Consider the following 25,596-nt stretch of genomic DNA (forward strand, 5'->3'; position numbering starts at 1 on the left):
AGTTTATGGAATTAAAAAGAGTAGTTGTAACCGGTTTTGGAGCAATAACACCGATTGGAAATAATGCAAAAGAATACTGGGAAAACCTTGTTAAAGGTGAGAGCGGTGCCGCTCCGATTACTCTTTTTGATGCCACAAACTTTAAGACAAAGTTCGCTTGCGAAGTGAAAAATTTCGATCCATTACAGCATTTCGATAAGAAAGAGGCTAAAAAAATGGACCGAAATACCCAATTGGGACTTGTTGCAGCCAGAGAGGCTGTAGCACATTCCAAAATTATGGAAGACAATGTAGATAAAAACAGAGTCGGTGTAATTTGGGGCTCCGGAATCGGAGGGTTGGAAACTTTTGAGACAGAGGTTTTAGGATGGGCGAATACGGAAATCCCGAGATTCAACCCATTCTTTATTCCTAAAATGATCGCGGATATTACGCCGGGGCATATCTCAATAGAATACGGCTTCCACGGACCTAATTATACCACTGTATCTGCATGTGCTTCTTCAGCCAATGCTCTGATTGATTCCAAAATGCTGATCCAGTTAGGAAAAGCAGACGTTATTGTATGTGGAGGCTCTGAAGCAGCCGTTACAGCAAGTGGTGTCGGTGGATTTAATGCTATGATGGCCCTTTCTACAAGAAATGATGATCCTACTACCGCTTCAAGACCTTTTGACAAAGACAGAGATGGATTTGTATTAGGAGAAGGAGCAGGATGTATTATTCTTGAAGAATATGAGCACGCGGTAAAACGTGGTGCTACAATTTATGCAGAATTACAGGGGGGAGGTTTAAGTGCTGATGCACATCATATGACCGCTCCACATCCTGAAGGCCTTGGTGCTTATCTGGTAATGAAAAGTTGTTTGGAAGACGCAGGCTTAACTGCTGATGAAGTAGACCACATCAATATGCATGGTACCTCTACTCCATTAGGAGATATTGCTGAATCCAACGCAATTTCAAAACTACTAGGCGAGCATGCTTATGACATTCAGATTAATTCTACAAAATCAATGACAGGCCACCTTCTGGGTGCTGCAGGTGTTATTGAAGCTATCGCTGCATTAGGAACTATTATTCATGGTATTGTTCCTCCTACCATTAACCATTTTACTGATGATGAAAATATTGACAGCCGACTAAACTTTACGTTTAATACAGCTGTGAAGAAAGATGTAAAAGTAGCCATGAGCAATACTTTTGGTTTTGGTGGGCATAACGCTTGCGTTCTATTTAAGAAAATCTAAATTCAATGAATGGAGTTACAGAAATACTTTTCTAAATTCCTTCTTAAAAAAAGAAAAAGACAGTTAACGGAAAGAGAATATTTTCTCAGTACCGAGCTTAAAAAAGTGTTAGGTACAGAGATACAAAATATTGCTTTTTACCGTGAGGCTTTCTCTTTGAAAAATTCTTCTAAAAATCAAGACAGCAATTATGAAAGGCTTGAATTTTTGGGAGATTCTGTTTTGGGTACAATTATTTCCTGTCATTTGTTCCAGACCTATCCTCATGCTAATGAAGGATATCTGACACAGATGAAATCTAAAATTGTTAACCGGAAAAATCTTAATAAATTAGGAGAAAACCTAAAGCTTACAAGCCTTCTGCAAAAACAGAATACATCTTCAGCTTTGGGCGAGAATATCTCCGGAAATTTATTTGAAGCTTTAATCGGGGCTGTTTATTTGGACTTCCATTATGATATTTGCAGAAAGATTATTTTGGATAAACTTCTTACCCCTTCCGAGATTAACAAACTTGAAAATAAAATTGTAAGCTATAAAGGCCTCCTGCTTGAATGGAGCCAGAAAAAGAAGGTCAATATAAAGTACGAAACCTGCGAAGAAATACAGGCCAATAAGGCTATTGTATTCAGATGTCATGTCTGGTTGGGAGATGAAAAAATTGCCAATGCAACAGAAACATCCAAGAAAAAATCAGAAGAAAAAGCAGCACAACGGGCATTTTATATTTTAAATAAAAAAGAAAACATACTTGGAAATTCAAAAACTTTATGATCTTGATGATATAGAATTTGAAGATATTGCCATAGGATTGGTAAGATTAGCAAAAGATATACCCGATCATGAGTTTTTCTATACAATAAATCAAACAAACGATCTTAATTTTTCCAGAAAAAAAGACCTGGTCTTTCATGGAGATTATTATGACTATTTATTTCCGAGATTCGAAGCCTATCACAAGTCTACGAAGACCTGTTTTACTTTTATTTCAAACAAATCTTCGGAAAGTAAACAAAAAAAAGTTCAGACCGAGCTCTTTACAGGAGAAGAAAACATTAAATTTTTATTAAATAATCAGGCAGATGTGGAATATATTCTACATAGTTCGGAACAGTTTCCTGATTTTTCCGTAATTTTGCTCCCTGAAAATCTTGTGTTTCCAATTCAAGATTACACATTGAGTTCTGACGAAGAACTTTATCAAATTATCCAGTATTATGAATAAGTATTTAAAGAAGACAAAAATTATCGCAACACTAGGACCTGCTTCTTCATCGAAGGAGGTGATGTTAGATTTAATGAAAGCGGGTGTTGATATTTTCAGAATAAATTTTTCACATGCAGATTACGACTTAGTTCGAAACAATATTGATATAATTAGAGAACTAAACAGTGAGTACGGATATTCAGTGGGTATTTTGGGTGACCTTCAGGGACCCAAACTGAGAGTGGGTGTTGTAAAGGAAGGTTCTTACCTGAATCCCGGAGACATTCTTACTTTCACCAATGAAAAGATGGAAGGTGATTCTACGAAAGTATTTATGACGTACCAACAGTTTCCACAAGACGTAAAAGTAGGGGAAAGAATCCTTATTGATGACGGAAAACTGGTATTGGAAGTTACTGAAACCAACGAAAAAGATACTGTAAAGGCTAAAACAATACAGGGAGGGCCTCTAAGTTCCAAAAAAGGGGTTAACCTGCCTAATACAAAAGTATCTCTTCCTGCCCTGACTGAGAAGGATATCCAGGATGCCAACTTCATGCTGGACATGGAAGTTGACTGGATTGCACTTTCTTTCGTACGTCATGCACAGGATATTATTGATTTAAAAGAACTGATCGCTAAGCATCCTAACGGTAAATTCAAAACACCGATCATTGCAAAGATCGAGAAGCCGGAAGGAGTTAAAAATATTGACGAAATTTTATTGGAATGTGATGGTCTTATGGTTGCCCGTGGTGACCTGGGTGTAGAAGTTCCAATGGAAGAGGTTCCTGCTATCCAGAAAAACCTGGTAGAAAAAGCAAGATTCTATTCCAAGCCGGTTATTATTGCTACCCAGATGATGGAGACCATGATCAATAGCTTAACGCCAACGAGAGCTGAAGTAAATGACGTTGCCAACTCCGTATTGGATGGTGCTGATGCCGTAATGCTTTCAGGAGAAACTTCTGTAGGAAGATATCCGGTACAGGTGGTGGAAAATATGGCGAAAATCGTAAAGAATATCGAAACTACTCATTTCTATCAACATAAAAATGAACCGATTGAAAAAGACTACAACTGTATTGATGAAAGATTCATTACCAACAGGGTATGTCTTGCTGCAGTAAGAATCGCAAAAACAACAAACGTTTCTGCTATTGTTACGCTTACTCATTCGGGGTATACGGCATTCCAGCTTGCTGCTCACAGACCGAATTCTCAGATTATTGTATACAGTGGAAACAAAAGAGTAATTACAATGCTGAACCTTCTTTGGGGAGTACACGCTTATTACTATGACATGAAAAAATCTACTGATGAAACAATCATCCAAGTGAATATGCTGACACACAACTACGGCTATATTGAAACCGGAGACTTTGTCATCAACATCAATGCAACTCCATCTTATGAAGGTGGAAAAACCAATACATTGAGACTTACCACAGTATAAAGAGAAAAATTTTCTTTTTTAACGATATAAAAAACCTCCCGAAAATGATTTCGGGAGGTTTTATTTTATCAGTACAGCACAGCAATACTTTATACTTTGTACATCATACATTGTACAAATAATTAATTTCCCACAATCGTCTTTGCCGTCACAAACTCTTTTAAAGCGTGTAATGACAGCTCTGTTCCATATCCTGAAGCCTTGCTTCCACCGAATGGGAAACGTGGATCAGAACTTGTCATTCTGTTGATATTTACAGTCCCGGATTCAAGGTTTTCAATAAAGAAAAGCTGACGGGCTTTATCCTGAGTCCAGACAGAATTGGAGAGTCCGAAAGGGATATCATTGGCAATCTGTAATGCCTCTTCATCACTTTTTGCTATCATCACCATGCCCAGAGGTCCGAAAAGTTCTTCTTTTAAAATTGGATTCTCTTCCTGAACCCTGATTAAACCAGGTTTAAATTGATTCTCCGAAAGTCTTTCCAAAGGAATGATAATTTCTGCCCCATTTTCCAGTGCTCTGTTGAATTGAGCCTCCAGCTCATCAGCCAGGTCAGGTCTTGCCATTCCGGCTAATTTAGTTTCTTTATCTAAAGGGTCACCAATTTCATATTTTTTATATTCTTCGATGAATATGGGTAAAAATTGATCTTCAACTTTTTCATCAATGATAAATCTTTTCGCTGCAGTACAGGTTTGTCCACAGTTTTGAAGACGTGATTTCACTCCAGCTTTTGCTGCTTCTTCCAGGTTTGCATCTTCAAAAATGATAAAAGCATCACTTCCTCCTAATTCAAGTAATGATTTTTTGATATTTAAACCTGCTATTGAAGCCACTTCTCCTCCTGCTTTTCCACTTCCTGTAAGACTCACCCCTTTTACAGCATCATGTTCAAGAATTTCCTTTACAGCTTTATGCCCTACTTCTAAATTCTGGAAAATACCTTCCGGAAAACCAGCTTCCAAAAGAACTTCTTCGATTGCATTTCCACTTCCGAAACAAATTGAAGCATGCTTCAGAACCACCGTATTTCCTGCTAAAATTGCAGGAACAGCAAACCTCAGTACCTGCCAAAATGGAAAATTCCAGGGCATAACGCCCAAAATTACACCTTTCGGAACATAATGAACTTCAGAATAAGTAAATTCAGACTCCACTTTCTCGGGTTTCAGAATATCCTCAGCATCGGCATAATAATTCATCATTAAAGCACATTTTTCTACCTCAGCAATAGATTCCGAAATGGGTTTATTCATTTCAGTAGTAATGATCCTTCCAAATTTTTCTGAATTATTTTTTAAAATTTCTGCTGCTTTTGCAATTAACTTCTGCCTTTCCTCAAACGGCATTTTTCTCCACACTGAAAAAGCTTTATCTGCTTTAATAAGCTTACTTTCAATTAATTGTTCCATAATATAATTTCTGTTTTAAATTCAGCTAATGAATTTATTCGCGCTTTTATCTAAAAGCACGGAAAAGATCAGCAAATTTCGTTCCTTAAGGATAAATAAAATAGTGATTTTCTCTATCGGAAGAATATAACTTTATCTTTACATCATCAGCCATTCATTTACCAGGCATGCTGCCAGTTTCGCCGTTCGGTCCTGAATATCGAAAGAAGGGTTCACCTCAGCCACGTCCAGCGCAACAAGTTTGCTATTTTTTAAAATATGCCTGTAAAAATGCATAAAGGTTGCATCTGCAAAGATACCATTATAAGCTGAAGCTGAAACTCCGGGAGCTATAGAAGCATTAAAAACATCCATACAAATGGTAAGATAAGCGAAATCTACATTGTCTAACAGCTCATCAATACGCTGATAAATAGAAGGAAGGTTCTCAAAAAAAAGCTCGTCAGCAAGAATATACTTCATCCCATACTGATGGGCGGTATCAAAAAGTTTTAAAGTATTTGAATTTCTCTGGATTCCAATATGAAGGGAGTTGATTGGCCCTTCCTGTGCAATCTGCCAGAATCCTGTTCCGGAGCTAGGCCCTACTCCTTTTTCAGGTTGTCTGTTATCAAAATGGGCATCTATATTGATGATTCCTATTTTCTGTTCCGGAAAAGCTGTTTTTAGCCCCAAATAATGAGCATAGGTCACTTCATGGCCTCCACTTAACACTAAAGATTTTCCACCTTTTAAAAGGACTTTTGAAACATTCTTGGCAAGACTGTTCTGCGCATTTTCCAAATGGCCGTCTTCACAGGTAATATTCCCGAAATCCAGCATGGAAAAGTCAGGAAGTACCACCGGAAAATTAGACATATTTTTTCTGATTACATCCGGAGCATCTTTAGCGCCCTGCCTGCCTTTATTTCTCTTTACTCCTTCGTCTACTGCAAAACCATGCAGCACGAAATCATTAGGTGAAATGTTATCATAATTCTGTTCTCCTTTTACTCTTTGAAATATTCTGTGGAAAAGAAGCTCTTCTCCATCCCATCTACCCTGCCAAATATTTTGAACCATAATTCTTTAAAAATTCAATTGTATTTACATAGTTATATTCAGTAAAGCTAACCAATATTGTTTATATACAAAACTACTTTTTTATTGTATCATTTGTTTTTAATCGGCTTTATCATAATCTTTAAAATATTGCCAGTATTTATCTTTGAAGATTCCAAATGACATTTTATAATCGGGATTATCCTGTACTATTTTTTTTAAAACTTTAGCAATCTGTCTAAAATCTTTCCCTACAAAAAAGCTCTCTTTTATATTGTCTGCACTTTCCCTGCCTACATATAAATAGCCATTTTTTTTCAGTTCTTCAATAGCTTTATTTTCAATATCGTTTAATTTTTCAAAATCCTCTTTTTCAGGAAGTCCATCATTATCATCTCCATTATAGTGAGTTTTGAGCACCGAAACCCAAGGGTAAGAAGCCCTTGCCCCATATTTTAATAACGACAGGTTTATACAGGCAATAAGAGGTCTGCTATTTTCCAGATCTGCTCTGAGAATAGAAAACTCATCTTCTTTATCATCCCATTCTGTACTTTTATACTTTTCTATAAATTCTCTTTCTCTCCACTCCAGAAAGTCCTTTAGCTTTTCAACAGGAACAAGTTCTTTACCAGCCTGCTCTATGCCTATGACAGTAAAGGTATCGATTTGTGTTGCAAAGTTTAATTCTCCTAAAAAATTATCTAAAAAAATACAAATTCCCGTCGTGATTACCTCTTTATTTTCTGCTGTACCCTGATAAACAAAAACAAGATCAATCTCATCCGGATATTCTTCATGCTCATTAGAATAGAAAAAAATAGTATCCTTTGAGAATTTATAATCCCCTATACCTACATGTACATTTTGTATATCCATTGCTGGTTTTAAAGCTGTAATCTTCCAGTGTTTCAGCTTGGGAGCTGCCTCAATAAGTTCTTCGGCAAAAACAATATTCTTTATTTCCCCATCTACGGTAATGATCAATTCTGCTGTGCTATCATCAGACATTCCTGTAAGGAAATAGTAACCTTTATTTATTTGATTAAGCTTAGGAGAAATAATATCAAAAAAGTCTTTTTCAATAGCTTCCTGCCCACCTTCTTTCACCACTTTAAAGAAAGTCTTTTCCATCGTTAAAAACCAGTCCCAAAAATCTTTGTACTCCAACTTTTCTTTATATTTCTTTTCCTCCATATCCTGAATAGCTTTTATGTATTCAGATTTCCATTGATATATACATGTTCAGCTTTCAAACTTCCCTGGTTATAAAGCACATTCTGGAAATTACTGGTTTTAAAAGTGATAAAATCGGCTTTTTTACCGGATTCCAGGATTCCTCTGTCTTCAAGATTAAGTGCAAATGCGGCGCGGAAAGTCATTCCTGCCCATACCTCAGCTGTTGTCAGTTTTTGAAATGTAGCCAATATGGAAGCCTGAGTAATTAAATTTCCCATTGGGGCTGAACCCGGATTCCAGTCGCTCGCAATGGCAACTATAGCGCCTGCATCTAATAACTTCCTGGCCGGAGTAAACTTCTCCCCCAAGCCTAAGCTGGCTCCCGGCAGCGCTGTCGCTACGGTATCAGACTGTGCTAAAAAGTCTATATCTTCATCAACAGTGGCTTCTAAATGGTCTGCAGATTTTGCACCTACTTCTACAGCAATTCTCGAACTTCCAGGGGTAAACTGATCTGCATGAACCGTAATTTCAAAGCCTAAAGATTTAGTTTTAAGTAAGAACTCTTTACTTTCCTCCGGCTGGAATGCTGATTTCTCAATAAAGATATCAACACGGTTCGCCAAACCTTCCTCTTTTACTTTAGGTAAGATTTCGGTAAGGATATATTCCAGATATTCAAGATTACTGCCTTCAAAATCTCTTGGTTTCAAATGGGCAGAAAGACAGGTAGGTACTAGGGTAGCCTGAGTAACTTCCTGTGCCATTTTTATTATACGAAGCATTTTCAGCTCATTTTCTACATCTAATCCATAGCCGCTTTTGACCTCAATGGTGGTAATTCCAAGGTCAATCAGAAAATTAATTCTTTCCAGTAATGTTGTGAGCAATTCTTCTTCCGAGGCATTTCTTGTATGCTGTACAGAGCTCCAGATCCCACCACCACTTTCAGCAATTTCAAGGTATGTTTTTCCGGCGTTACGCATGGCAAAATCATTGGCACGGTTTCCTCCGAAACAAATATGAGTATGCGAATCTACCAATGCAGGAAGAACAACCTGTTCTCCTTCTACTTTCTCAATTTCTACATCAGGATATCCGGTCTTAAGATCTTCAAAATTTCCAACTTTCTGAATCGTATCGTTATCTACCAGAATTCCTCCATCAGCAATAATTTCCAGCTGCTCATCGGAAAGTTTTCCTCTTAATGGTAAGTTAGCAAGTGTAACTACCTGCTTAAATGGTCCTATTAATTTCATTTTTTTAAGATTAGGGCTAAGATTTAACTAAGGTCGATTTCCTGTATTCAAATTGAACTTGTGTTTTATCTAATTCATACAGTACTTTATCAATCCACTTTTATATCTTTAAACAATCAATTTCTGAAAAATATTCTATCAATTATCAATATTTTTTCCTCTCAAAAATACTTAAAAAATCTCAATTTACCGGCCTTGGTTCTGCTCATTCTGCATCCTGCACTTAATCTTAGTCTAAACTCATTCTCAATTCAACCTTTTATTAATCTAATCTTCAACCTTAGTCTAAAATTCCTATCTTTGAAGTAAATGAAATGAATTAATGCCAGATTTTTTACATCCAGATAAGGAAAACTACTCACGCGAGGAGCTGATGCAGGAAGAACAGATGCGTCCCCAGAGCTTTAAGGATTTTGCAGGACAGAGGAAAACGCTGGAAAATCTTGAAGTTTTTGTTTCCGCAGCCAAAAGGCGGGGTGGAGCACTTGATCATGTCCTTTTACATGGTCCTCCGGGTCTTGGAAAAACAACATTGGCCAATATTATTGCTAATGAACTTGGGGTAAACTGTAAGATTACTTCTGGGCCTGTTTTGGATAAACCCGGCAGTTTAGCAGGTTTACTGACTAATCTGGAAGAAAATGATGTTCTTTTCATTGATGAGATCCATCGTCTTTCTCCTGTTGTGGAAGAGTATCTGTACTCAGCCATGGAAGATTACAAAATTGACATCATGCTGGAGACAGGGCCTAATGCCAGAAGTGTTCAAATTGGACTGAACCCTTTTACGTTAGTGGGAGCAACCACCAGAAGTGGAATGCTGACCAAGCCGATGCTGGCAAGATTTGGAATTCAAAGCAGACTGGAATATTATTCTATTGAGCTTTTATCTATGATTATTCAGAGAAGTGCCAGAGTTTTAGGGGTAAAAATCTATGAAGATGCCGCTATAGAGGTCGCCAGAAGAAGCCGTGGAACTCCCAGAATTGCAAATGCACTCTTAAGAAGGGTTCGTGATTTTGCAGAGATCAAGGGTAATGGTGAAGTTGAAATCAATATTACGAAATATGCACTCAACTCTCTGAATGTGGACGAGTTTGGCCTGGATGAAATGGATAATAAAATCATGCGTGTCATGATTGAAAACTTCAGAGGCAAGCCTGTTGGGATTTCTGCATTGGCAACATCCATTGGTGAAAACCCGGAAACGTTGGAAGAAGTATACGAACCGTTTTTAATTCAGGAAGGTTTTATTATCAGAACACCCAGAGGGAGGGAAGTTACAGAAAAGGCTTATCTCCATTTGAATATTTCAAGACCCAAAGGACCGGGAGAGCTTTTTTAATTTAAATAAAGTAAAGTATTACGGATTTATGTTTATACCTAAATTATACAGAAGTGAAGATCTTAATGTAATGAAAGCAATTATCAGTGAAAATTCTTTTGCTTTATTAATTTCTTCTGTTGATAAACTTCGTGCTACTCATTCTATGATGATGTTTAATGAGGATAATCCGGAAAATCCTTATATTGAAACTCATATTTCCCGAGCTAATCCACAGGCAAAAACCTTGAAAAACGGGGATGAAGTGTTGTGTGATTTTTTGGGTGCGCATGCTTATATATCAAGCAGCTGGTATGATCACGTTAATGTTTCCACATGGAACTATGAAGCGGTGCAGATCCACGGAAAAGCAGAACTGATGGATCATGATGAACTGTATGCCCATTTAGATCGGTTAACATCCAAATACGAAAAATTTCAGCAGTGCCCGATGATGGTGAAAGATATGGGAAAGGACTTTGTGGAAAAAGAGATGAAAGGAGCTTTTGGTATTAAGATCATGCCGACAGAGATTTTCATTAAACAAAAGCTTTCTCAAAACAGGAAAGAAGATGATTTTAACAATATCATCTCCCAGCTTGAAGCATCGGATGATAATGCCAGAAAAATTGCTGAGAAAATGAAATTAATAAAAAAATAATCAAAATATATATGAAGTTATATCCAATACAATGTGGAAAATTTAAACTGGATGGTGGTGCCATGTTCGGAGTCGTCCCAAAGAGTCTGTGGGAAAAAACAAACCCGGCAGACGAAAAAAATCTAATTGAACTAGGAACCCGCTCTCTTCTTATTGAAGACGGAAAAAAACTTATTCTCGTAGACTGTGGTCTGGGCAATAAGCAGGATGATAAATTCTTTGGACATTATTCTCTTTGGGGGGATGATAACCTGGATAAAAATTTAAAGAAATACGGTTTTATAAAAGAGGATATTACAGATGTATTCTTTACTCACCTTCATTTTGACCACTGTGGTGGTGCCATAGAATGGAACGATGACAGAACGGGATACAGACCTGCTTTTAAAAATGCTCAGTTCTGGACTAATGAAAATCATTGGCAATGGGCAACTGAACCTAATGCAAGAGAAAAAGCAAGCTTCCTGAAGGAAAATATTATTCCGATCCAGGAAAGTGGACAATTAAATTTCCTTCCTCTTCCTACGACAGGAAATTACGGTTTTGCTCCAGATCTGAAGATGGATGTCATCTTCGTGGATGGGCATACAGAAAAGCAGATGCTTCCTGTACTTCAATATCAGGATAAAACAATTGTTTTTGCAGCTGACCTTATTCCTACCGCCGGACACATCAATCCGGTGTATGTGATGGGATATGATACAAGACCTCTTTTAACCATGGAAGAAAAAGGAAAATTCCTGAAACAATGTGTAGATAATGAATATCTATTGTTTTTTGAACACGATGCCCATAATGAACTGGCAAGTCTTAAAATGACAGAGAAAGGAGTAAGACTTGATGAAACTTTCACCTTTAATGATGTTTTTGGATATTAATTTTAATTATGGAAGAATTACATTCAGAGACACAACAGACAGAACCGGAACCATCACCCAAGATCATCGGATTAACGGGAGGAATAGGCTCAGGAAAAACAACAGTTGCCCGTTTTATTGAAGAATTGGGCTTTCCTGTTTACTATTCTGATGACCGTGCTAAAACAATTGTCAATGACGATAAGGATTTACAGATCCGGATCAAAGAACTTCTTGGGGAACAGTCATACGATAAAAATGGTTTATATGACAGGAAATTTGTAGCAGACAAGGTTTTCAACAATAAAGAATTGCTTCAAAAATTAAATGAAATTATTCATCCTGCTGTACGTATTGATTTTGAAAATTGGGTACGAAAACAAACCAAATATTTAGTTTTTAAAGAAACAGCGTTGTTGTTTGAATTGAAATTAAACAGACAATGCTATAAATCTCTTCTGGTAACTGCAGAAGACAATATCAGAACCAAAAGAGTGATGGACAGGGATCAGAAAACCTACCGTGAGGTAGAGACTATCATGGAAAAACAGATGCCTGAAAAAGATAAGATTAAGATAGCAGATTGTGTGATCTATAACAATACCAATCTTGAAGATTTAAAAGAACAGACGGAAAAAATCGTCTTTAGTATTGAATAAAACTAAAAACTCGTTAGGATTTTCTAACGAGTTTTTTATTTAAAAATTTAAAATCTATTTTTTGATAAACTTCTTCTGTATGGTTGTTCCGTTATCATCAATATCAATTACATACACTCCATTGATCAGCTTACTTACATTGACCTGATTGTTTAGCAAAATACCCTCTCCTACTACCTGCCCAACAGCATTGTAAAATTTATATTTAGCTCTCTTGCTTACGTTTTTCACATATAATACTGAGCTTACAGGATTAGGATAAATCAAAATATCAGTTTGGTTTAATGGGTTGGGAATTATTTTTCTGGAGATCCTTACCGAATAATCCTCCACTTCCCCGTTATCAAAATTGATACAGTTCACCGGAACTCCGCCTCTTTGCATTGCCACTCTCATCAATACATATTTATAATCTGTCATGCTTACAAATGCATCTGCGGGTACACTGAATGTTCCGGAAACTGGCGTAGTGGTACTGGGCGGTGAACTAAACACGCGTTCATTGATATCAAATTCACCGTTTCTGTTGAAATCGATCCACACTGCAATTCCTTCATTATAGTTTTGGCCGGTCCATTTTTTCTCAATGGTAATTTCATTGTCTGCAGATCCCTGGATAAGTTCTATAAATGTGCCTGAAACTCCGGAATAATCTGTATAACTTGAAGCTCCTGAAGCATTTTCCATGACAGGCTTCCCATTAGGTTTAACGGTAACCTTAGCAATATGCTCGCCTGCTGAACTTCCTGAAGCCATCTTACAATAGATCACCGTAGGAGTCGTAAAATAATACAATGGAGTAAATGCAGCAGGAGTTCCGTTACAAACATTAGCGACCTGCATTTCATATTTTGTAAGCTCCAGAAGGCCTGTTAGTGTGTAGGTATTCGTTGGTACCTGAACAGTACTCCAACTTGGGATGCCTACTTTTCTATATCTCAGCACATAGGTTGCTCCGGGAAAAGAATCCCATCTGATGTATGCTGATGTTGGGAATAACTGTGTTATGGTAAGCCCGGGAGGTGGCAGTTCACAAATTCTTTCTGTCGTAAATACAGCCGGATTTGAATACGGATTCCATGTGGTTTCCCCTGCACATCTGTTGGCAATCTCTACTTCATAATGGGTATATGGCTCCAAATTACCAAGGGTATAGGTACTGGCCGGAGCTGCTGGCAACGGAATATCCGGATTTGGCCAACCTGTGGTTCCTACTTTTCTCCATCTCATCATATAGGATACTCCCGCTACTACAGGATTCCATGTAATCAGCGCCGAACTTGCAGTGATATTGCTGATTGTAATATTAGGAGGCGTAGGATCGCATCGGGTAGAGAATGTACCTATGGGTGTAAATGTACCATTTGTAATACCACAATTGGCAGCAACCTGTACCTCATAAGTAGTAGAAGGCACAAGGTTATTTAATGTATGTGGAATACTTGTAACATATACATCCGTCCAGGCTGTTGTTCCCTGTACTCTATATTGTAAAAGATAGGTAAAGTTATTGGTCGCCGCAGTCCAGTTAATGATCGCAGAGTTATGAGCTATGGTATTGAATGTAAGTCCGGTTGGCGTACTGGTGCTGCATGGTTTCAGCTGTACAGCGTAGTCCTCTACTTCTCCGTTTATTGCATTTTGACACATTACAGGAGTATTTCCACTTAAAACAACTCTCATGGTAGTTTTCAGTGGACCCGAATAGGCACCTGAAGGCACATCAAACGTTGCAGAAACCGGTGTAGTGGTACTTGCTGAAGAAATTAGAATTCTTTCAGTATTTTCAAACTGTCCGTTTCTGTTAAAGTCAATCCATGCTGTAACCGCTGCACTTCCTGTTACTCCCGTCCATCCTTTTGCCACAGAAATTTTATTATTTGTAGATCCTATCTCCAATGTAATCGACGTGGATGGAGTTGTATAGCTAATATAGTTTGTTTGTACGGAATTATTATTCATAACCGGCAATCCGGGATTAATTGAGGTAACCGTTACATTAGAAATATGGTTATTGGTCCCTGTCCCTGTCATTGGGCAGTACGATACTGCAGGAGTCGTAAATTGTTGTGAGCCGGAATAATTCCCCTGGCTGTTATTACATTTGGTTGCTACCTGCACCTCATATTGAGTTTGCTCTGTTAAACCTTGGATGGTATAATTATTTACAGGAGCCGGCACAGGATTTACTGTTGTCCACGTAAAAGTACCCACTTTTCTGTATCTCAGCACATAAGTTGCTCCGGTAGCTGCAACCCATGATACATTCGCAGAAGTAGGCGTAAGGTTAGTAATGGAGATATTAGAGGGTGCAGCAGTGGTACATCCTGGCATATCAATAATCTTTACAGCATAATCCTCCACTTCCCCGTTCGCAAATGAAGCGCACGCAGCAGGGCTGCTCTGATCTCTCAACACTACGCGCATACGGGTAGTAAGTGTTCCGGCATAAGCTGTGGCAGGTACCTGAAATGTTGCTGTTACCGGAGTAGTCTGGTTATTAAAATTATTTAAAATTCTTTCAGCAGTATCAAATGTTCCATTTTTATCAAAATCTATCCAAACACTTACCGCCTTATTACTCATAGCAGCCGGCCATGATTTAGAAACAGAAATAGTATTGTTAGCTGTTCCCCTCACCAGTGTTATTAATTTTGCGGCAATTGTCGAGTAATCCGTATAATTATTGGCTCCGGAATCATTACTCATGGTATAAGAGTTGGTTCCTGTAACGGTTACATTTGAAATATATCCATTATCAGTGTTGCTGGAAGTAGCAGTACAGTATGGTGTCATAAAAACAGTAACTGCCGAAAAAGGACCTGTTACTCCTGAACATATATTGGCTATCTGAACCTCATAATGCGTTCCTGCAGTTAAGCCGGTAAGGGTTACCGTATTTGTAATAGGGGTTGGGGTATATGTTATCCAGGTTGCCGCTCCTACTACCCTGTACCGCACTACATAAGTAGCATTAAATGATGCATTCCAGGTAATGGTTGCAGATGTTTGTGTAGTAGCCGGCACCAAAACTCCACCCGGAGGAATGGTTGTACTGCAAATAGGCAGGGTTTCAATAGGAGCGTTACCGACAGCATAAAATACATTATTAATTGCACTTATTCTGATCTTTGCTATTCCTCCTACGGTAAGTGGGAAAGAACTGAAATCAAGAGATTCAGTTCCGTCATTAGGCGTGGAAGCAGCCACTACATTCCAGGTTAGCCCGTTATCTGTTGTAAAATCTATTTTAACATTAGCTGCATTATAAGGAGCTGCGTTGGTATTCACCACATCCCAGGTTACAGTTGTTGGTCCATTATTATAAACAGTTGTTGCATTGACCTTAAATGGCCCGTTATTTCCTACGATAATGGTCTGAACAGCAGACTGAGTCTGTTGCTGGTTAGCAAGTGGATGATTATCCCTTACTGTAACAGTAAATTTTGTTGTTCTTGCAACAGTAGACACTGCTTCCCATAGGTTATTAGTATTATTTAAAACTCCACCCAATACAGAAGACAGTCTAGGAAAATAACGGGTAGGGTTTGCTGTATGCATTACAGATCTAAAAGATGGTCCAGATAAAGTGTTTCCTAAATTATTGGCATCAATCACTTCATTTGCTATATCTATTTCTTCCCAATTATAGGTCATCGGATCATTTTCAGCATCAGTAGCGGAAGCTGTTAAAACAAAAGCTGTTCCTTTTGGAATATTATAGGTAGACAGAGCAGCAATTACGGGTGGTGTATTACTAACTGTTGTTTCTACATCACATGTTTTGTTTATCAGATTGGCCTGAATATCTTTGATATTTATGGTGTTAAAATATGGATCAGAGTGAGGTTGAACATTGTTAATAGGGTTCCCTGAATTTACAACCCCTGCATATCCCATAATAGAAGATCCTGACGCAGGTTCAACACTTGTAGGGGAACCCAATTGGCCAGGTGAGTAAGAGAAACTATGAACTCCACCCAATTGATGCCCAATCTCATGGGCTACAAAATCTATATCAAAATTATCTCCTACCGGAGGACCACCTCCCGGAGAAGTCCATCCGGAACCTTTATCCAATGCTCCAGGTACAGTATTATCTCTACAAATACATCCAACACAACCGGCATTTCCCCCTGCACCAGGTGGAGAAAATAGATGCCCAACATCATAATTACCGTTTCCTACACCAGCTGTGATTACTGTCTGTACCTGCGCGTTCCATCCTGATATACCATTAACTGTTCCTCCTTCCGTAGAAGAATAAGGGTCAGTATTTGCATTGGTGTAAATAAGTCCAGGATAATTCTGTAAATTCAAATGTAATCCAAAATCCTTTTCGTAAACTCCATTTATACGGGTTAGGGTTGCATTTATTGCAGCCAATGCTCCTGCAACAGTACCTCCATGAAATTGAGTATATTCTCCACATACGGAAAGAGCCAATCTCAACGTCCTATATTTTCGGTCAGAAGATCGTCTAAAATCTGTAGGTTGATTAGTAAAAGATTTTCCCTGTTGATAAAGATTTTCTATTTCTTGGTGATCAACTTCTCCTTCCCTAGTTGAGCACATAAAACCGTTTTTACCTCCCTGAGTTTTCGGGTGAACACTATAAATTGTTTTAGCCGCATTAGCCGGTTCTATAAATTCGGAACCTTCACTGGTAATGATCATTGATTGAAAATCATTAGGAGCCAAACTGAATCTTACGTATTTTCCAGGATCATCTATTCCTACTCCTACATAAGAACCTAGCTGATACTTATCTGCCAATTCTTTCACTACAACAGGAAAGCTATATATGGCAAACTGTTCGATCTTCCCATGTAAAGTCGGCAAAGAAATCACAACAGGATTAGCATTTTTCCCTGTTTCCTGTGCTTTCAAAAGCTGAGATCTTAACATTGGAAGGTCTAAAGAATAGTAGCTATTGGTTTGCAAGTCATCTCTAACTTCCTTTCCATCAAATATTACCGAAGTCCATTGTGCATGGACTATTGTCAATAAGAAAAGGAAAAAGAAAGAAGTAAAAATTTTCTTCATAATTTTTATTAAATCTTTGTATTAATCTCACAAACTTACATGTTTTATTATCAACAAACAATACAAAACAGTCATTCATTAACAAATAATCAATAAAACAATATTAATATTAAAAATATACATGTTTTAATAACAATTATGTGAAAAATATCAACATATAGTGATTAACAAATTTAAAAAAGAAAAATCACAAAAAAATAAGCCTCCATTGCTGGAGGCTTATACTATAGAAATTTCAACTCATTATTCTTTGATAAATTTCTTTTGAACGGTATTGCCATTATCTTCGATATCTATTACATAAACACCGTTGATTAATTTGCTTACGTTGATCTGGTTATTCAACAGAATACCATCAGTGATCACTTGTCCCGCAGCATTATAAATTTTATACTTAGCTCTTTTGCTAATATTCTTCACATATAATACTGAACTTACAGGGTTCGGATAAATCATGATCTCAGTTTGATCTATAGGATTTAAAACTGCTTTCTTGGAAATTCTTACTGTATAGTCTTCCACTTCACCGTTAGCAAAGTTAACACAGCTTACAGGAACACCATCCCTTTGCATTGCTACTCTCATTACTACATATTTGTAGTCTGTCATACTTACAAATGCATCTGCTGGCACACTGAATTTTCCTGATACCGGAGTTGTGGTATTCGGAGGTGAAGTAAACACTCTCTCATTGATATCAAATTCTCCATTTCTGTTGAAATCGATCCATACCGCAATTCCTTCGTTATGATTGGTTCCTGTCCATTTTTTCTCAATGATAATTTCATTGTCTGTTGATCCTTGAATCAACTCTATAAACTTAGCAGTAACTCCTGTATAATCTGTATAAGAAGATGCACCGGATGCATTTTCCATGACAGGTTTTCCGTTTGGAGTAACAGTAACTTTAGCAATATGCTCACCAGTAGAATTCTCTGAGCCCATATTACAATAAATTACAGTAGGTGTTGTAAAGTAGTACAGAGGGGTATAATTACCCGGTGTACCGTTACAGATATTCACTACCTGCATTTCATATTTTGTAAGCTCTGTCAGTCCTGACAATACTACGTTATTAACAGGTGTTGGAACTTCTGTCCAGCTAGGAATACCTACCTTTCTATATCTCAACACATATGTTGCTCCTGGGAAAGGATCCCATTTAACTTCAGCCATTGTTGGCAACAATTGTGTAATAGTTAATCCCGGAGGAGGAATCTCACAAATTCTTTCTGTAGTAAATACTTTAGGATTTGAATAAGGATTCAGGGTATTTTCTCCTACACACTTATTGGCAATTTGAACTTCATAGGTAGTATAAGGTACCAGCGGAGTGGTGCTACCTAGTACATATGTATTTGCAGGAGCAGCTGGTAAGTTTACTTCAACCCATCCTGTAGCACCGGATCCTACTACTCTGTATCTCATCACATAAGTAGAGCTTGCAGCAAGCGGTGCCCATGTAATTAAAGCTGTGGTAGCCGTAATACTACTGATTGTAACATTCGGAGGTGTAGGATCACATCTCGTTGTAAATGTTTTTATAGGGGTTGGAGTACCAATAGTACCTCCACAAACCGCAGCAACATCAACTTCATAAATTGTAGCAGGAGTTAAACCATTGATAACAAGCGGCATATTACCTAAAGCTGCAGAAGCATATACTTCAGTCCATGTTGTGGTTCCCTGTACTCTATATCGTACAAGATAACTTACATTGGCTGTTGTTGGTGTCCAGGTAATTGTAGCACTATTATGGGTAGGTACAATAGTAGGAGTTCCCGGAGTAGCACTGCTACATGGTCTCAACATTACCCTGTAGTCTTCCACTTCTCCGTTCACCGCATTCTGGCACATCACCGGAGCACTTGAACGTTTTAATACCACTCTCATTGTAGTAGTTAGTGGTCCGGGATAAGATCCGGCAGGAACACTAAATGTAGCTGTAATAGGAGTTGTTGTACTGGCTGCAGAATTAAGGATTCTTTCTGCATCAGTAAACTGTCCGTCTCTGTTGAAATCAATCCATACTGCAACAGCATCATTGTTTGTAGCACCTGTCCAACCTTTTGCTACTGATATTTTATTACCTGTAGATTCAATATCAAGAGTAATCAATGTTGGTGCAGTTGTATAGCTGATATAGTTAGTCTGTACAGAAGTATTACTCATAGCCGGTACACCAAGGTTTGAAGAAGTAACCGTTACATTTGAAATATGGTCATTACTTCCACTACCTACCATCTGGCAATAAGATAAAGGTGGTGTTTTAAATGGTACAGCCGTTGAGTATGAACCTGTACTACCGTTACATACCGTAGCCACCTGAACTTCATAGTCCGTCTGCTCAGTTAGAGGTGCCGTACCAGGAATGGTATAGGTATTTCCTGTAATACCGGTTACTGTTGTATAAGCACCAATCGGGTTTGTTCTTCTGTATCTCAAATTATACGTTGCTCCTGTAGCAGCCACCCATGAGAAAGTTGCACTGGTAGCCGTAAGGTTTGAAACTGTAACATTCGTTGGAGGTGTAGTTGAACATACAGGCTGATCAATAAATCTTACCGGATAGTCTTCTACTTCTCCATAATCAAATGAATCAAATGCACCACATGGAATAGGAACATCATACTGCTTCATTGCAACACGCATACGTGTAGGCTGAGCTCCACTGTAAACAGCTCCAGCCGGTAAAGCAGCTAATGAAAAAGTATTGTTTACCGGAGTAGTCGTACTGCTTGAAGTATCCAGTACTTTCTCCCAGGTTTCAAATAATCCGTTTCTATTATAATCAATCCATGCCACTACACCGTAAGAAGATGTAGATCCCGGCCAATATTTATTAACACTAATTTTGTTTCCGGTTGATCCTCTTACCAATATAATTGTTTTGGTAACATCTGTTGTATAGTCTTTATATACATCATATCCTGAATCATTCACCATAAGTGGTGCATTCGTAGGGGTAACAGTTACCTTATTGATGTAACCATCCGATGTTGTATTCACAGGACTCGGGTCACAATACGTAAGAGCTAAAGTTGTGAAATTTGCTACAGGAGAGAACGCTCCCTGAGTTCCACCACATATAGTAGCTATCTGAAATTCATACTGAGTGGCATCAATCAGGTTAGGAATAGTATAGCTATTTGATAATGCAGCAGTTAAATCCACTACAGTCCAAGGTAAAGTTCCTGTTCTTCTATACTGCAATTTGTATGTTGCTCCCGTAGCAGGAACCCAACTTACAAGAGCGGTACTTGCTGTGATATTTGAAACGGCAATATTACTTGGAGGCAAGGTATTACATGGCTGTAAAGCAATCACGTTTAAATTGAAATCTACATAGTTACCACTGGATACCGGTCCACATGGAACCATTGTACCGGAATATGTTGTACCCACTCTTAGTCTATAGTTTCCGGGAGCCTGAGTTGCCGGTATAGGAATGGTTACAGATTCAGTAGCATTATAAGATGTGGATGCAAAAATAAGCTCACCTGTACCGGTAAAGCTCATATCATTATTCCAGTCAATCCAGACATAATAATGATATGTATTATTTCCGGCAGAAGCCAGGTTCAATGTAATTGTATTTGTAGGTATTGCTGAAAAAGTAGTCGCTGTACTATTAACATATGCCTGATAGGCAGCAGCAGTATAATTTAAATTAGAAATACCTCCTGTACTGGTAATATTATTCAGGTAATATGAAGTTGAGCCCGTACCTCCCGTTGGCACACAATATCCTGTATAAAAGGAAATAGGGGCACTCCATGAACTTTGATCTGTTGCACTACATCTTGCTCTTACCCAGGCATAATAAGTTGTATTAGCTACCAGTGGAGAAAGTGTTGCAGTTAATCCTGACACGTTTTGTGAAGGAACCGTTGCGGCTGTTGGTGCAGTATTCGTAGTACTGTAATATACATCATATCCACCAGCAGGTGTATACCCAAAAGTTGTCCAGTTCAGTACTGCACTAGTAGGAGTAATCATTCCCATAGATAATGATCCCGTAGAAGGCATCGGAGGACAGGTAGGCGGCGTAGTTAAAGCGATTGGCCCTACCCACCAGCTTTGATTGGTTCCACTACATTTTGCCCGTACCCAAACATAATAATTGGTATCCGGTACCAATGGAGAAAGCGTGGCTGTTGGTCCTGTCACCGTTTGTGAAGGAGGAGTTCCTGCTGTTGGTGCGGTATTGGTAGTACTGTAATATACTTCATATCCACCAGCAGGTGCGGGTGTAGATGCAGACCAGTTTACCACGGCACTTGTAGCTGTGATTGTTCCTAAGCTTAGAGCACCAGGAGGGATACATGCAGGTGGCGGACCAAAAGTAATCTGAATATTTGGTCTGCTGGACGTTACGGTTCCTGTACCTGTAGGAGCATTGGTATCTCCCTGAATATACATATGCTTCGAGGTAGCAGTACTGTAAGTAACTGCACTTCCTGATGAAGACCCTGTTCCGCTTCCACCATAGTTTGTCTCAACTAAAACTACCAGGTTATCTGTCCCATTATAGTAAAAAGGGGTTTGTAATGTAATGGTATTCCATCCTGTGGGTAAATTAGTTAAACTCGCATCATACACTAAAGTAGCTCCTGCGGTTGCATTCACCCAGTTTTGTGCAGTAAGAGTTGTTGTTGTACTGGGTACAGATTTTAAATAAATCTTTACCGGCATTGTGGCAGTGGAAGCAGCTGTAACATTCCAGCCTACGGAAAGGACAGTTCCCCCCGCAGCTGTATTTATTTCCGCTGCTGTATAAAGTGAAGATGATCTTTCAAATCCATAATAACAACTCAAAGGATATCTTTGGGTTGATGTTCCTGTACCAATCGTAATTGTTTGTGCTTGCAGGAATAGACCGAAGACCATACAAAGTAATGTTATGAGAGTCCTTCTGGGACTGCTCATTTTACAGAGTAAAAGTACACTCATATTTTTTTAAATTTAATAGTGATAAGAATAGTCAAGAATTATAAGGTTTTCCTAGGTAAGATGTTCAAACATATTTTTCGAAACATCTCATTTTACAGATAAACTGTATTAAAAAAGTAATTTTCATTCCATATGTTAATATTTAAATAATTACACAAATCTAATAATTTTTTCACTATTACACATCTATTAAAATATTTTTTTGAAAAAATTTCACAATAATCCCCAATATGGTTTAGAATAAAAAAATCCCCAAGAAACTTGGGGATTTAATGTTATAAAGATTTATATTACTTTTTGATAAACTTAGATCTAAACTGATCCTGACCTTTATCTTCAATTGTAATTACATATCCACCTTTAATTAATGCTGAAACATTAATTTTTCCACTGTTGATATTTCCGCTGTCTATCAGCTGACCCGCTGCACTGTAAATTTTGTAAGCTGCTTTATCTGAAACTTTAGTTACATTTAAAACATCATTTACAGGATTTGGATAGATTTGAATACCATCGTTTTTAATACCGGTCTCAGAAGTTCCAAGATTGGTTGCAATAATTACATTATAGTCTTCAACTTCTCCATTAGGGAAATCTCCACATGCAAAATCATCAGGAAGACTCTCGCCAATATAATCCGGATTTATTAACACTGTAACAATTCTCATCCTTACCGGGGTATTAGTTACCGCAGTGGATGGCACTGTAAATGTTGCTGTATTAGGAGTAGTTCCAAGTATCAAAGAAGTTATTGGCATATCAAGAACCCTTTCAGTGTCTTCAAATAGTCCATTTTTATTATAATCAATCCATGCAGCCATTCCATTCACTAATGCACCTGCATTATTTGTAGTAAGAGAAACATTAATGGTATTCGAGCTGTTTACTAACAAAACAGGCTGTAATGCTGTATTGTTTGTGAAATTAGAGTATGTTGTTCCTCCAGTTGTATTGTTTACTGTTCCCAGCGTTACATTGGAGATATAGTTATACTGTCCACTGCTGCTTGCTGATGGACAATACGTTGTACATGCAGATGAGAAAGCAGTTGTTGCAGAATAAGGGCCCGTTACCCCTCCACAGATAGCAGCTACCTGAACCTGATATGCCGTACAGTCTGTTAATCCTGATAATGTTGCGGAGTTCGTACTACTGTCCGGAAGCTGAGTCCATGGAGTAGCAGATGCTAATCTATATCTTACAGCATAAGAAGCAGCTCCTGCAACAGGGCTCCAAGAAATAGAAGCACCGTTCAGTGTAATATTTTGAGCTACCAAACCAATAGGAGCGCCACCACATGCTACCTGGTTGGTTACAGGAATTTTCTTAAGAGTATAGAAAACGTTTCCAATAGAAGAAACTCTTACCACAATAGTTTGTCCGTTTAAAGACGAAGGTATTGTAAAAGATTCTGAACCGTCATTAGGAGTTGAAGCAGAAAGAACTGTCCAGTTTACTCCATTATCTGTAGAATAGTCAATTTTAACATTAGCAACGTTATAAGGAGCTGATGATGTATTGGCAACATCCCAAGTTAAATCTGAAGGTGCATTGGCAAAAAGGAAATTCTGAGTAATCTGGAATGGCCCGTCATTTCCAACTGTAATAGTCTGTTGTGCAGAATTAGTCTGCTGCTGTGTTACATCAGCATTGTTATCTCTGGCTGTAATGGCAAATTTAGAAGTTCTGGCTACCTGTGAAGTAGATTCCCAAGTATTTAATGAATTATCTAAAGCTCCTGCAAGTACTGAAGAGAACTTAGGGAAATATCTGGTTGGAGTAGTAGAAGGAGAAAGCGATCTGAACGATGCTCCATAGGTTGTTTGTCCCAAGTTATTTTTATCAATAGTCTGGGCAGCAGTCATACCACTATCCATCTCTTCCCATGTATATGTCATTGGATCCCCGTCAGCATCCGTAACGTTAGCTGTAAGTACAAATGCTGTTTTCTTAGGAATTGTATAAGGTGAAAGCGCTGCGATTACAGGAGTATTATTCGCAACACTGGTTTCAACATCACACGTTTTACTGATTAGGTTGGTTTGAATCTGACCAATACTTGCTCTGTGGAAATAAGGATCGGAATGCGCCTGTACATCTGTAGTTGCTCCTGTAATCCCTGCATATCCCATAATAGTAGATCCTGATCCCGGCTCAACATTTACCCCGGATCCTTCAATCCCATGGGAGAATGTATGATTACCACCCAACTGGTGTCCCATTTCGTGAGCTACATAATCTATATCAAAATTATTACCCATTGGAATACCATCTGCAGGAGATGTAAATCCTGACCCTTTTGCTTTAGAAGTTGGAGTAGCAGGATCTATACATACGCAACCGATACATCCGGCATTTCCACCACCACCGGTAGCTCCAAATAAATGTCCGATATCATAGTTTTCATTTCCTACCTCACTGGTAAGCGTTTGCTGTAGCTGAACGTTCCAGTTGTTCATTTGTGCAGCCGGAGAATATGGATCTGTTGCAGCATTCGTATAAATCAAACTTGGATAAGCCTGTAGATTTAAATGCAGTGCAAAATCTTTTTCAAAAACAGCATTCACACGGGTAAGGGTAGCGTTAACCTGTGCTAATGCACCCGGAACTCCTCCAAAATAGGCCGTATACTCAGAAGTAGTTGAGATTGCTACTCTCATTGTACGGTATTTTCTGTCAGAATTTTTATTGAAAGCCCCTGGATTGTGGGCAAATGATTTTCCGCTATTGTATAAATTCTCAAGGTCTTTTACAGCACCTGGTTCTTCCATTGTGCTACATACAAAAGGCTTGTCTCCTGTTTTGTTCTTTTTAAGCTGTAGAGAATATATTCCGTTTGCTTTGTCAACAGGTTCAACGAACTCATAATTTCCATCTTTAAATAACATAGACTGGAAATCATTTGGGGCTACAGAGAATCTGATTTGCTGAGTAGGGTCCTCAACAGAAGTTCCTATGTATGAACCAAGCTCATACTGATCTGCAAGTTCTTTTACAACCACAGGAAAACTGTACACATTAAATCTCTCGATTTTACCACTTAAGGTTGGGATGGAAATAACAACAGGCCTAGCATTAGCTCCCATTTCCTGAGCACCTTTTAACTGAGCTCTTAGCTGATTCAAGTCCAATTTGAAATTAGATCCTACGTTAGTGGCCTTCATATCCACTGCTCTTTTTTTGCTGTCTACCTTAATAGTAGCGGGCGTCCACTGTCCGAACGCTGTCCCCCCTACTAAAGCACACATCAAAGTAGTAAGTAGTCTTTTCATAAAAAGTTAATTATATT

General features: G+C 38.2%; 15 protein-coding genes. 8 read left to right on the plus strand and 7 right to left on the minus strand.

Features of this window, described 5'->3' with window-relative positions:
• Positions 1–5 precede the first annotated feature (5 nt).
• From fabF to pyk, 4 genes are read left to right on the plus strand one after another with little or no spacing between them, the layout of a single operon-like run.
• Complete coding sequence (gene fabF, locus MP477_RS07850) at positions 6–1,250, plus strand: beta-ketoacyl-ACP synthase II (RefSeq protein WP_047493506.1); 1,245 nt, start codon at positions 6–8, stop codon at positions 1,248–1,250.
• A gap of 9 nt (positions 1,251–1,259) precedes the next feature.
• A complete protein-coding gene (gene rnc / locus MP477_RS07855; RefSeq protein ID WP_230037588.1) occupies positions 1,260–2,024 on the plus strand; it encodes a ribonuclease III in 765 nt (254 codons plus the stop codon).
• Complete coding sequence (locus tag MP477_RS07860) at positions 2,002–2,475, plus strand: IPExxxVDY family protein (protein WP_257189904.1); 474 nt, start codon at positions 2,002–2,004, stop codon at positions 2,473–2,475. Before rnc ends, MP477_RS07860 begins: the two co-directional genes overlap by 23 nt.
• Positions 2,468–3,913: a pyruvate kinase gene (gene pyk / locus MP477_RS07865; RefSeq protein WP_047493496.1), complete on the plus strand. Its 1,446-nt coding sequence runs from the start codon at positions 2,468–2,470 to the stop codon at positions 3,911–3,913. The genes MP477_RS07860 and pyk overlap by 8 nt, the downstream gene beginning before the upstream one ends.
• A gap of 122 nt (positions 3,914–4,035) precedes the next feature.
• Here the strand turns inward: pyk and MP477_RS07870 are convergent, their stop codons facing one another.
• From MP477_RS07870 to hutI, 4 genes are all read right to left on the minus strand, one after another.
• Complete coding sequence (locus tag MP477_RS07870) at positions 4,036–5,328, minus strand: aldehyde dehydrogenase family protein (protein WP_257189907.1); 1,293 nt, start codon at positions 5,326–5,328, stop codon at positions 4,036–4,038.
• Between the two features lie 138 nt (positions 5,329–5,466).
• Complete coding sequence (gene hutG, locus MP477_RS07875) at positions 5,467–6,390, minus strand: formimidoylglutamase (protein ID WP_257189908.1); 924 nt, start codon at positions 6,388–6,390, stop codon at positions 5,467–5,469.
• A gap of 99 nt (positions 6,391–6,489) precedes the next feature.
• A complete protein-coding gene (locus tag MP477_RS07880; protein WP_257189909.1) occupies positions 6,490–7,566 on the minus strand; it encodes a DUF695 domain-containing protein in 1,077 nt (358 codons plus the stop codon).
• A gap of 14 nt (positions 7,567–7,580) precedes the next feature.
• Positions 7,581–8,807 (minus strand): imidazolonepropionase, encoded by a 1,227-nt coding sequence (gene hutI, locus MP477_RS07885; RefSeq protein ID WP_257189910.1) that lies wholly within the window; start codon positions 8,805–8,807, stop codon positions 7,581–7,583.
• A 322-nt stretch (positions 8,808–9,129) separates the two neighbouring features.
• Here hutI and ruvB point away from each other — a divergent pair, with 322 nt between their 5' ends.
• Genes ruvB through coaE form a run of 4 tightly spaced genes read left to right on the plus strand, consistent with a single transcriptional unit; the run spans position 9,130 to position 12,308 of the window.
• Positions 9,130–10,152, plus strand: a complete 1,023-nt coding sequence (ruvB, locus tag MP477_RS07890) for a Holliday junction branch migration DNA helicase RuvB (protein ID WP_230037573.1) — start codon at positions 9,130–9,132, stop codon at positions 10,150–10,152.
• A 28-nt stretch (positions 10,153–10,180) separates the two neighbouring features.
• A complete protein-coding gene (locus MP477_RS07895; protein WP_257189911.1) occupies positions 10,181–10,792 on the plus strand; it encodes an FMN-binding negative transcriptional regulator in 612 nt (203 codons plus the stop codon).
• Positions 10,793–10,803: 11 nt separating this feature from the next.
• The gene (locus MP477_RS07900) at positions 10,804–11,670 is read left to right on the plus strand and encodes an MBL fold metallo-hydrolase (protein ID WP_230037569.1); all 867 of its coding nucleotides are present in this window, start codon (positions 10,804–10,806) and stop codon (positions 11,668–11,670) included.
• Positions 11,671–11,678: 8 nt separating this feature from the next.
• Entirely contained in the window at positions 11,679–12,308 is a 630-nt protein-coding gene (gene coaE / locus MP477_RS07905; RefSeq protein WP_230037566.1) for a dephospho-CoA kinase, read from the plus strand.
• 54 nt (positions 12,309–12,362) lie between these two features.
• Here coaE and MP477_RS07910 read toward each other — a convergent pair whose 3' ends face one another.
• The 3 genes from MP477_RS07910 to MP477_RS07920 form a co-directional block, all read right to left on the minus strand.
• Positions 12,363–17,354: a GEVED domain-containing protein gene (locus MP477_RS07910; protein ID WP_257189912.1), complete on the minus strand. Its 4,992-nt coding sequence runs from the start codon at positions 17,352–17,354 to the stop codon at positions 12,363–12,365.
• A gap of 243 nt (positions 17,355–17,597) precedes the next feature.
• Positions 17,598–22,307 (minus strand): GEVED domain-containing protein, encoded by a 4,710-nt coding sequence (locus MP477_RS07915; protein WP_257189913.1) that lies wholly within the window; start codon positions 22,305–22,307, stop codon positions 17,598–17,600.
• Positions 22,308–22,597: 290 nt separating this feature from the next.
• Positions 22,598–25,579: a reprolysin-like metallopeptidase gene (locus MP477_RS07920; protein ID WP_257189914.1), complete on the minus strand. Its 2,982-nt coding sequence runs from the start codon at positions 25,577–25,579 to the stop codon at positions 22,598–22,600.
• Positions 25,580–25,596: the final 17 nt, after the last annotated feature.

The organism is Chryseobacterium sp. WG23, assembly GCF_024586575.1.
Classification (GTDB): domain Bacteria; phylum Bacteroidota; class Bacteroidia; order Flavobacteriales; family Weeksellaceae; genus Chryseobacterium.

Excerpts from the sequence above, each read along its gene's own strand:
- fabF (WP_047493506.1), top strand. The coding sequence starts at position 6 with ATGGAATTAAAAAGAGTAGTTGTAACCGGTTTTGGAGCAATAACACCG.
- rnc (WP_230037588.1), top strand. The coding sequence starts at position 1,260 with ATGGAGTTACAGAAATACTTTTCTAAATTCCTTCTTAAAAAAAGAAAA.
- pyk (WP_047493496.1), top strand. The coding sequence starts at position 2,468 with ATGAATAAGTATTTAAAGAAGACAAAAATTATCGCAACACTAGGACCT.
- MP477_RS07870 (WP_257189907.1), bottom strand. The coding sequence starts at position 5,328 with ATGGAACAATTAATTGAAAGTAAGCTTATTAAAGCAGATAAAGCTTTT.
- hutG (WP_257189908.1), bottom strand. The coding sequence starts at position 6,390 with ATGGTTCAAAATATTTGGCAGGGTAGATGGGATGGAGAAGAGCTTCTT.
- MP477_RS07880 (WP_257189909.1), bottom strand. The coding sequence starts at position 7,566 with ATGGAGGAAAAGAAATATAAAGAAAAGTTGGAGTACAAAGATTTTTGG.
- hutI (WP_257189910.1), bottom strand. The coding sequence starts at position 8,807 with ATGAAATTAATAGGACCATTTAAGCAGGTAGTTACACTTGCTAACTTA.
- ruvB (WP_230037573.1), top strand. The coding sequence starts at position 9,130 with ATGCCAGATTTTTTACATCCAGATAAGGAAAACTACTCACGCGAGGAG.
- MP477_RS07895 (WP_257189911.1), top strand. The coding sequence starts at position 10,181 with ATGTTTATACCTAAATTATACAGAAGTGAAGATCTTAATGTAATGAAA.
- MP477_RS07900 (WP_230037569.1), top strand. The coding sequence starts at position 10,804 with ATGAAGTTATATCCAATACAATGTGGAAAATTTAAACTGGATGGTGGT.
- coaE (WP_230037566.1), top strand. The coding sequence starts at position 11,679 with ATGGAAGAATTACATTCAGAGACACAACAGACAGAACCGGAACCATCA.
- MP477_RS07910 (WP_257189912.1), bottom strand. The coding sequence starts at position 17,354 with ATGAAGAAAATTTTTACTTCTTTCTTTTTCCTTTTCTTATTGACAATA.
- MP477_RS07915 (WP_257189913.1), bottom strand. The coding sequence starts at position 22,307 with ATGAGTGTACTTTTACTCTGTAAAATGAGCAGTCCCAGAAGGACTCTC.
- MP477_RS07920 (WP_257189914.1), bottom strand. The coding sequence starts at position 25,579 with ATGAAAAGACTACTTACTACTTTGATGTGTGCTTTAGTAGGGGGGACA.